General features: G+C 42.3%; 1 protein-coding gene. It reads left to right on the top strand.

Annotated features, from left to right (window positions below):
- Positions 1 to 82 precede the first annotated feature (82 nt).
- The coding region (locus MTX11_RS16540; protein WP_243475621.1) for a SulP family inorganic anion transporter at positions 83 to 915 on the top strand (833 nt) is incomplete at its 3' end.

The raw sequence follows: 915 nt of genomic DNA, 5'->3' as shown, positions 1-915 counted from the left end.
CTAGTGATGTGGTGTAGTCGCTTGTGTGTTGTATATATCACATCACTAGCCTATCTGAAAAATTAAAAAACAGGCTATGTTTATGTTATCTAATGTCCGAGAACAGTGGTTCTCTAACATCCGTGGGGATGTACTTGCCGGATTAGTCGTCGGTCTTGCACTCATCCCTGAAGCCATCGCATTTTCAATTATTGCAGGTGTAGATCCTAAAGTTGGTCTATACGCATCCTTCTGTATTGCCGTCGTGATTTCTTTCGTAGGTGGTCGTCCTGCCATGATTTCAGCAGCCACTGGCGCAATGGCGCTGCTTATGGTCACATTGGTCAAAGAGCATGGGCTTGAATATCTGCTGGCAGCAACAATTTTGACAGGCGTGATTCAAATATTGGCAGGCTATTTAAAGCTCGCCAAGTTAATGCGGTTTGTATCTAAATCTGTGGTTATTGGATTCGTAAATGCGTTAGCGATCTTAATTTTCATGGCTCAATTGCCTGAACTGATTAATGTGACCTGGCATGTATATGCTTTTGTTGCTTTAGGTTTAGCAATTATTTATCTATTCCCTCTGGTTCCCAAATTAGGAAAATTACTCCCTTCTCCACTAGTCTGCATCATTGCAATCACATTATTGGCAATCGCTTTAGGAATTGATGTCCGGACCGTGGGCGATATGGGGTCTTTACCTGACACACTTCCAATGTTCTTGATTCCAGATATTCCTTTGAATATTGAAACATTGATGATTATTTTGCCTTATTCAGTCGCACTGGCGGCTGTAGGTTTACTTGAATCGATGATGACAGCAACTATCGTGGATGAAATGACTGATACGCCAAGTGATAAATATCAGGAATGTAAGGGACAAGGGATTGCGAATATTGCTTCTGGCTTTATGGGTGGCATGGCCGGTTGTGC

The organism is Acinetobacter lwoffii (assembly GCF_022809915.1).
GTDB lineage: Bacteria > Pseudomonadota > Gammaproteobacteria > Pseudomonadales > Moraxellaceae > Acinetobacter > Acinetobacter lwoffii_M.
Note: the sequence above shows the minus strand (reverse complement) of the source record. Positions and strands in the feature narration are given on the sequence as shown.